Source organism: Oerskovia sp. NPDC060287 (assembly GCF_042726775.1).
Taxonomy (GTDB): domain Bacteria; phylum Actinomycetota; class Actinomycetes; order Actinomycetales; family Cellulomonadaceae; genus Oerskovia; species Oerskovia merdavium.
In genome coordinates, this window is record NZ_JBHXBO010000178.1 from 1 (window position 1) to 8,710 (window position 8,710).

Consider the following 8,710-nt stretch of genomic DNA (forward strand, 5'->3'; position numbering starts at 1 on the left):
GAGTCCGGGACACCTACTTCTTCTCGGCGGGCGCCTTCTTGGCCGGGGCCTTCTTCGCGGCCGGCTTCTTGGCGGGAGCCTTCTTGGCAGGCGCCTTCTTCTTGGCCGGGCCCGCCGCGCGCTTCTCGGCCAGGAGCTCGATGGCTCGCTCGGGCGTGATCGACTCGGGCGTCACGTCGCGCGGCAGCGTCCGGTTGGTCTCGCCGTCGGTCACGTAGGCACCGAAGCGGCCGTCCTTGACCACGATCGGCTTGCCCGACGTCGGGTCGTCACCGAGCTCGCGCAACGGCGGTGTGGCCGTGGCCCCACGACCGCGCTTGGGCAGCTTGTAGAGCTCGAGCGCCTCCTCGAGCGTGACCGTGAACATGGCCTCCTCCGAGGGGAGGGTGCGTGAGTCCGTGCCCTTCTTGAGGTACGGGCCGTAGCGGCCGTTCTGCGCGGTGATCTCGACGCCCGTCTCCGGGTCCGTGCCCACGACGCGCGGCAGCGAGAGCAGCCGGAGGGCGTCCTCGAGCGTCACCGTGTCGAGGCTCATGTCCTTGAGGAGAGACGCCGTGCGCGGCTTGGGCAGCGCGGCCTTGGCCTTCTTGAGCGCGGCCGCGGACAGCCCCTCGTCGAACTTGGGCTCGGGGAGCTGCTCGGTCACGTAGGGGCCGTAGCGTCCTGCGCGCGCCACGATCGGGTTCCCCGACACCGGGTCGGTGCCGAGGATCCGGCCGTCGTCTGCACCGGCGGCGAGGAGCTCGCGCGCCTTCTCGACCGTGAGCTCGTCGGGGGCCAGGTCGTCCGGTACCGAGGCGCGCGGCGGGGTCGCGCCCTCGGCGACGGGCTGGCTGAGGTCCTCGATGTACGGCCCGTACCGACCTACGCGCAGCTGGATGCCCTCGCCGATCGGGACCGAGTTGATGTCGCGGGCGTCGATCTCGCCCAGGTCGTCGACGAGCTGACGCAGCCCCTCGCCCTCCTCGCGACCCGTGCCGTCGCCGAAGTAGAACCGGGTCAGCCACGCCACGCGGTCCTTGTCGCCGGCCGCGATCGCGTCGAGGTCGGCCTCCATCTCCGCGGTGAAGTCGTAGTCGATGAGCCACTCGAAGTGCTCCTCGAGCAGACGGATCACGGCGAACGCGAGCCAGCTCGGGACCAGGGCCTGGCCGCGCGGCAGCACGTAGCCGCGGTCCTGGACCGTGGAGATGGTCGACGCGTACGTGGACGGGCGGCCGATGCCGCGCTCCTCGAGGGCCTTGATGAGGCTCGCCTCGGTGTAGCGCGGGGGTGCGGACGTCGAGTGCCCGTCGGCCGTGAGGTCCCGCCCGTCGAGCAGGTCGCCCTCGCCCATCTGCGGCAGGCGTGCGTCCTCGTCGCCCCGGCGGCCGGACTTCGCCGCGGCGCCCTCGGCTGACTCCGCGGAGTCGTCCGTGCCCTCCTCGTACGCCGCGAGGAAGCCGCGGAAGCTGATGACGGTGCCGGAGGCCGCGAACACGGCCTCCTTGCCGGCGACCTGGGCGTCCGTGCCCGCGACGGGCGCGGCGAGCCGCACCGAGGCGGTCGATCCCTTGGCGTCCGCCATCTGCGAGGCGACCGTGCGCTTCCAGATGAGCTCGTACAGCTTGAACTGGTCGCCGCTGATCTCCCGGGCCACCTGGGCCGGCGTGCGGAACGAGTCACCGGCGGGACGGATGGCCTCGTGGGCCTCCTGGGCTCCCTTGGCCTTCGACGCGTAGACGCGCGGCGAGCCGGGCACGAACTCGGGACCGTAGAGCTCGGCCGCCTGACGGCGCGCGGCGTCGGTGGCCTCGGCCGACAGCGACGGCGAGTCCGTACGCATGTAGGTGATGTAGCCGTTCTCGTACAGCGCCTGCGCGGTGCGCATGGTCTGTCGCGAGTTGAAGCGGAGCTTGCGGCTCGCCTCCTGCTGGAGGGTCGAGGTGGTGAACGGCGCGGCCGGACGACGCGTGTAGGGCTTGGTCTCGAGGCTGCGGACCGCGAAGTCGGCGTCCGCGAGCCCACCGACGACGAGCGAGGCGGTCTGCTCGGCGAGCTGGACCACGCCGTCCCGCGCCGAGGCGGGCTTGAGCTGCCCGCGGTCGTCGAAGTCGCGGCCCGAGGCGACGCGCGCGCCCCCGAGCTGGACCAGGCGCGCGTCGAAGCTCTTGTCGGCGTCCGCAGCCCCCTTGTCCGCGAGCGAGAAGGTACCCGACACGTCCCAGTACTCGGCCGCGACGAACGCCATGCGCTCACGCTCGCGCTCGACGACCAGGCGCGTGGCCACGGACTGCACACGCCCCGCGGACAGCCCCTGGCGGACCTTGCGCCACAGGACCGGCGAGACCTCGTAGCCGTACAGGCGGTCGAGGATGCGGCGCGTCTCCTGGGCGTCGACGAGGTGCACGTCGAGGTCGCGCGTGTTCTCCAGCGCGCGCTCGATCGCCTCGCGGGTGATCTCGTGGAACACCATGCGGTGCACGGGCACCTTGGGCTTGAGCTCCTCGAGCAGGTGCCACGCGATGGCCTCGCCCTCGCGGTCCTCGTCGGTCGCGAGGTAGAGCTCGTCGGCGTTCTTGAGCGCGCGCTTGAGCTCCGCGACCTTCTTCTTCTTGTCCGCGTAGACCTCGTAGTACGGCTCGAACCCGTCGTCGACGTTGACCGCGAACTTGCCGAACGGCCCCTTCTTCATGTCGGCGGGCAGCTCGGAGGGCTGCGGGAGGTCGCGGATGTGCCCGACGCTCGACTCCACCTCGAAGTCGTCACCGAGGTAGCCCTGGATCTTGCGTGCCTTCGTGGGGGACTCCACGATGACGAGCTTGCGACCTGAGGACATCCGTTCCTGCTTTCCGTAGCTGCTGATCGAGGCCCACGCCTGGAGCGATCTCCAGGTGGGCCGACGTGCTGGGGTGAGCTCCGGCGTCGGGCACGTCTCGTGTGCCCGAACCGCTGCGCGGCTCCCACCGGCAGCCTATGACGTTACGCCACCGACGCCAGGCGGCACCTTATCGACTGTGGACCACCGTCGCGGCCACGTCCTGCGGACGCCCCCTCAGGGCCGGGCGGGGCGCGACGTCGCCTGCCGGAGCAGGAGGAGCACCGCGAAGGCGCCCGCCGTGGCGGCGACCACCCCGAACGCACCCCCGACGTAGGCCGTGGTCTCCGCGAGGTCCGTCATGTCCCAGCTCGCCGGGGCCACCTCACGCAGGCACCAGGCCGCAGCGACGGCCGCGAACGCGGCACCGACCAGCATGAGCACCCCGACGACGACCGATCCGGGATAGGAGCTGCTGCGTCCGGGCGGCACACGGTCGAGCGCGCTCGTCGGCGTGAACGCGAGCGTGAGCGCCGTCCAGGCCGTCACGACGAGCACCGCGGCCACGACGTCGCTCGGGCGGTGCCACTGGCCGATGAGGGTCGAGACCCCGGTCGCTGCCGTGTATGTCGCGCCGAGGACCGCGATCATCGGACGCGCCGCTCGAGGGACGACGAGAAGCAGGGCCACGGCGACCGAGGCCGCGACCGTGGTGTGCCCGCTGGGCAACGTGTTGCCCACGCCCCAGTCGCCGATCAGGTTGGGCCGCTCGAGCAGCACCTTCTTGAGGATCTGGGTCGAGACGTTGGCGCCGACCACGACGAACGCGACCTGGACCGCCAGTCCCCACCGGCGGCGCAGCAGCGCGATGCCCATGGCCGTGCCGAGGCCCAGCACCACGAAGCTCACCGAGACCACGTCGAGCACGGGTTCGGCCAGCTCCCAGAGCCGACCCTGGCCGTAGTCCGAACCGCGGAGCGCTGCCTGGTCGAGGTGCTGGCCCGCGGCCGACAGGACGAAGTAGCGCCAGACCACCGCGTACGCGACGACCGCCGCGACCGCGACCAGGCCGGCCACGGCCCGCGCCCCGACGTTGGTCGCTGCCGACCGCGGCGCGCGGGCGGGGTTCGGCGCGACGACCCGCGAAGGAGCGGGCGGCGGGGCGTACCCCTGGGCGGGGTACGGCCTGGACGGCGTCGGGAGGGGGGAGGTCACCCGTCAACGGTAGGTCACCGGGTGTGGGGATCTGGCGAAGAGAAGGGGCAGGTCACGGCAGCCGGACCGGACGAGGAGCAGAGCCGCGTCCCGCTCCGCCGCGACGACCGAGAGCCGGCCGGCACCCGACGCGGGGTACCGGCCGGCTCTGCGCACGGGGACGACTGGGCGCCCCCGCGGCCAGGGGATCACCGACCCTGGCGGCTTCAGACCCGCAGCTCGGCGGGCAGCTCGCCCTGGCCCTCGTGCAGCAGGCAGGCGACCGAGCGGCCCGGCTCCCCGACGCCGGGCAGCCCCAGCGACGTGGGGCCCAGCGCGGGATGGACCTCGGCGCACGCGTCCATGACGTGCGCGCAGCGGGGCCGGAACGGGCACCCGCTCGGGAGCGCCTGGAGGTCGGGCGGCGAGCCGGGGATCCCGACGAGCGGGCGCTTGGGACCGTGCAGGGGCGGGAACGAGTTGAGCAGCCCGTGCGTGTACGGGTGGCGCGGGCGCCGGTACACGTCGCTCGCCGAGGCCTGCTCGACGATCTCGCCCGCGTACATGATCGCGATCCGGTCGGCGACCTCGATGAGCAGCGACACGTCGTGCGTGATGAACACGACCGAGAACCCCAGGCGGTCGCGCAGCTCGATGATCTGCTCGACGATCTGGCGCTGCATCACGACGTCGAGCGCGGTCGTGGGCTCGTCCATGATGAGCACCTTGGGCTCGAGCGCGAGCGCCATCGCGATCATGACGCGCTGGCGCATGCCGCCCGAGAGCTGGTGCGGGTACGCCGAGATGCGGTCCTTCGCGATCCCGACCATGGACAGCAGCTCGCCGGCCCGCTCGTTGCGGTCGAAGCGCGACATCCCGGGGCGGTGGGCCGCGATCGCGTCGGTGAGCTGCTTGCCGACCCGGTAGACCGGGTTGAGCGAGTTCATGGCGCCCTGGAACACGATGGCCGTGTCCTGCCAGCGCGAGCGCCGCAGCTCCTTGTCGCTCATGCGCAGGATGTCGACGGGCTCGTCGCCCGTGGCCCCTGTTCCTCCGTGGAACAGGACCTCGCCGCCCGTGATGAGGCCGGGCGGGGGCAGGAGGCGGGTCGCGGCGTAGACGAGAGTCGACTTGCCGCAGCCCGACTCGCCCGCGATGCCGAGGACCTCGCCCTCGTGCAGCGTGAGGTTCACACCGCGCAGGGCACGCACGGGCTCGGGGCCGTAGCCGTAGGCGACGTGCAGGTCACGGATCTCGAGCACGGGCTTGCCGGTCCCGGTGGGAGCGCCGGCGGGGGAAAGGTCGGTGACCGTCATCGGACGCTCTCCTTGCGTGTGGTCGTGCCGTCGTTGTCACGGTCGTCGTGCGAGGTCCCGGGCCGGGGGGTGCCCGGCCCGCCCGTGATGGGCGCGCTCGTCCCCGTGCCCGACGACGTCGCACCGGTCGAGGCGGGAGACGCACCCGGGCGCGTGGCGCCGTCGGGCCTGCTGGTGGTCGTGGCGCTCCCCCCGGACGACGCCGGAGCCCCCTCGCGGACCACGGCCGTGAAGCCGATGCGCGGCGAGATGCGGCGCTTGCGCAGGGCGCGCGGGCTCGCGCCCGTCGAGCGCAGGCGCGGGTTGACGAACTCGTCGATCCCGAAGTTGATGAGCGTCAGCGCCATGCCGAGCATCGCGATGCACAGGCCCGCCGGGACGAACCACCACCACGCACCTCGCGAGAGTGCCTGCTGCTGCTCGGCCCAGAAGAGGATGGTGCCCCAGTTCCAGTCCGAGATGGACGTCACGCCGATGAAGGCCAGCGTCGTCTGCATGAGGATCGCGAACGTCACGGTGCCCACGAAGCTCGACGCCATGATGGCCGTGAGGTTCGGCAGCGTCTCGAACCACACGATGCGCCACGTCGACTCGCCGTTGGCGCGCGCGGCCTCGACGAAATCGCGACGGCGCAGGGACAAGGTCTGCGCACGCAGGATGCGTGCGCCCCACGCCCAGCTCGTCGCCGCCAGGATGAGCGCGACCGTCAGACCGCCCGCGTCGGGGAGCTGGCCCGCGACGATGATGATCAGCGGCAGCGCCGGGATGACGAGGAAGATGTTGGACAGCGACGAGAGCAGCTCGTCGCTCACGCCCCCCAGGAAGCCCGCGCTCACGCCGACGAGGATCGACAGGAGCGTCGCACCGATGCCCGCGATGAAGCCGACGATCATGACGCCGCGCGTGCCCACGAGGATCTGGGAGAACACGTCCTGGCCCACGTGCGTGGTGCCGAGCCAGTGCGCACCGCTCGGCGGCTGGAGGATGTCCGAGGACATCGCGCTCGGGTCGTAGGGCGCGATCCACGGGCCGATCACCGCGAGGATCGCGAAGAAGCCCAGGATCGCGAGCCCCGTGAAGGACTTGCCGTTGCGCAGGAACAGGAGCTTCTGCTTCTTGGGAGAGCCCTTGCGCCGCTTGGGCACCTCCGGGGCGAGGGGCTCTGCCCCGTTGTCGAGCTGGGCGTGGTCCATCTGGACGGGGATGCCGGTCATCGGTCAGCCCTCCTGTCGGGTGCGCGGGTCGAGGACCACGTACGCGAGGTCGGCGAGGATGTTCGCCACGAGGACGGACAGCGTGATCATGAGGAAGATGCCCTGCATGAGGGGGTAGTCGTGCGCGCCGATCGCCTGCAGGAGCGTGAAGCCCACGCCCTGGTAGGAGAAGACCTTCTCCATGACGAGCGTCCCGGACACGATGAAGCCGAGCGAGAGCGCGAAGCCCGAGACCTGCGGGAGGATCGCGTTGCGGGCCGCGTACCCGAACATCACGCGGCGCTCCGAGAGGCCCTTGGCCTGCGCGACCGTGACGTAGTCCTCCGAGGTGACCGTGACGGTCATGTTCCGCATGCCGAGGATCCAGCCCGCGACCGATGACAGCACGATCGTGATCGCGGGCAGCGTGCCGTGCTGGATCACCGAGCCGATGAACTCCCAGCTCCACCCGGGCACCAGCCCGGGCTGGTAGGCGCCCGACGACGGGAAGATCGACCACGTCACCGAGAAGAGCATGATCGCGACCAGGCCCAGCCAGAAGTACGGCACCGACGAGAAGAACGTCGTGATCGGGAGGAGGCCGTCGGCCCAGGACCCACGACGCCAGCCGATGACGACGCCCAGGAACGAGCCGAGCAGGAAGCTGATGACCGTCGCGATGCCGACGAGCCCGATGGTCCACGGCAGCGCCTGGGCGATGACCTCGCTCACGGTGCTCGGGAAGAGCATGATCGAGAGCCCCAGGTCGCCCGAGAACAGCATCTTCCAGTAGTCGACGTACTGCTCCCAGAGCGAGGCCCCGCTGTCGAGCCCGAACAGGACGTAGAGCGACTCGCGGGCCTCGGAGCTGATGCGGCCCTGGTTCTTGTTGATGAAGGACGACACCGGGTCGCCGTCCATCATGCGCGGGATGAAGAAGTTGATCGTGATGGCCGCCCACGCGGTGATCACGTAGAAGACGATGCGTCGCAGGAAGTACTTCATGCCGACACCCCCACTCGTGCGGAGCCGAGCTCGGGGAGCAGGTCCCGCTCGGCAGGTTCGACGTCGGACGCTCCCACGTAGCCCCAGCAGGCGACCTTGCGGCCGTCGCCCACGTCCACGAGGTCGGGGACGGTGCTCCGGCACAGGTCGGTCGCGAACGGGCAGCGCGGGCTGAAGCGGCAGCCCGCGGGCGGGCGGACCATCGACGGCGGCTCGCCGTTCGCTCCCGTGCGGTCCTGCGCCGCGAGGTTCTCCGGGTCGGGGGCCGAGCGCACCAGGAGCTGGGTGTAGGGGTGCGCGGGCTCCTGCGTGACGAGCTCGCTCTCGCCGTGCTCGACGATGCGGCCCGCGTACATGACCCGGGTCTCGTCGGCGAAGTACCGGGCCGAGGCGATGTCGTGCGTGATGTAGAGGATCGCGATGCCGAGCCGGTCGCGCAGGTCCTTGAGGAGGTTGAGGATCCCGATGCGGATCGACACGTCGAGCATCGAGATGGGCTCGTCCGCGAGCAGGACCTCGGGGTCCGCGGCGAGGGCGCGGGCGATCGCGACACGCTGGCGCTGGCCGCCCGAGAGCTCGTGGGGGTACTTGTCGACGTACCGCTCGGGCTGGAGCTGGACCCGGTTGAGCAGCGCCGCGAGGGCGTCCTCGAGGGCCTGCCCGCGCAGCCTCGGCTGGTGGATCCGCAGCGAGCGCGTGAGCGTGTAGCGGATCGTGTGGACCGGGTTGAGCGACCCGAACGGGTCCTGGAAGATCATCTGCACGCGCCGGCAGTACCGGCGGAAGGCTCGGCCGCGGTGCGCGGTCACGGGCTCGCCGTGCAGCAGGATCTCGCCCGACGTCTGCGTGTACAGGCGGGCCAGGAGGCGGGCGATGGTCGACTTGCCGGACCCGGACTCCCCCACGAGCGCGACGACCTGGCCGCTGCGCAACGAGACGTCCACGCCGTCGACCGCGTGCACCACGGCGTTCGAGCGCAGGCCCCGGACGGGGAAGTGCTTGGTGAGCCCGCGGGCCTCGAGGACGGGCGCGTCGGGCGGGGGCGCGGCCGGGGCGGTGTGCGTGTCGGAACTCATGGTGAACCTGACTGCTGGGGGGAACGGGGTGGAGTCAGCGCTGACCAGCTGCTCGTGAGGGGGCGGGGCCGCCGCCGGGCCGTGGTCGGGCCTGGCGGGAGGCCGAGGAACGAGGCCGGATGGTAGGCC

General features: G+C 71.5%; 6 protein-coding genes. All 6 read right to left on the reverse strand.

The window, feature by feature from the left end; genetic code table 11:
* Nucleotides 1–13: 13 nt before the first annotated feature.
* The 6 genes from topA to ACFWFR_RS14525 all read right to left on the reverse strand — a co-directional run bounded on the left by topA (nucleotide 14) and on the right by ACFWFR_RS14525 (nucleotide 8,581).
* Nucleotides 14–2,818 carry a type I DNA topoisomerase gene (gene topA, locus ACFWFR_RS14500; RefSeq protein WP_377623420.1) on the reverse strand — a complete coding sequence of 935 codons (2,805 nt, stop codon included), beginning with the start codon at nucleotides 2,816–2,818 and terminating at the stop codon, nucleotides 14–16.
* Between the two features lie 216 nt (nucleotides 2,819–3,034).
* Nucleotides 3,035–4,012 (reverse strand): phosphatase PAP2 family protein, encoded by a 978-nt coding sequence (locus ACFWFR_RS14505; protein ID WP_318244349.1) that lies wholly within the window; start codon nucleotides 4,010–4,012, stop codon nucleotides 3,035–3,037.
* A gap of 206 nt (nucleotides 4,013–4,218) precedes the next feature.
* Nucleotides 4,219–5,307 carry an ABC transporter ATP-binding protein gene (locus tag ACFWFR_RS14510; protein WP_191800784.1) on the reverse strand — a complete coding sequence of 363 codons (1,089 nt, stop codon included), beginning with the start codon at nucleotides 5,305–5,307 and terminating at the stop codon, nucleotides 4,219–4,221.
* Nucleotides 5,304–6,521 (reverse strand): ABC transporter permease subunit, encoded by a 1,218-nt coding sequence (locus ACFWFR_RS14515; RefSeq protein WP_377623421.1) that lies wholly within the window; start codon nucleotides 6,519–6,521, stop codon nucleotides 5,304–5,306. Before ACFWFR_RS14515 ends, ACFWFR_RS14510 begins: the two co-directional genes overlap by 4 nt.
* Before the next feature lie 3 nt (nucleotides 6,522–6,524).
* Nucleotides 6,525–7,505 carry an ABC transporter permease gene (locus ACFWFR_RS14520; protein ID WP_191800782.1) on the reverse strand — a complete coding sequence of 327 codons (981 nt, stop codon included), beginning with the start codon at nucleotides 7,503–7,505 and terminating at the stop codon, nucleotides 6,525–6,527.
* Complete coding sequence (locus tag ACFWFR_RS14525; protein ID WP_191800780.1) at nucleotides 7,502–8,581, reverse strand: ABC transporter ATP-binding protein; 1,080 nt, start codon at nucleotides 8,579–8,581, stop codon at nucleotides 7,502–7,504. Before ACFWFR_RS14525 ends, ACFWFR_RS14520 begins: the two co-directional genes overlap by 4 nt.
* Nucleotides 8,582–8,710: the final 129 nt, after the last annotated feature.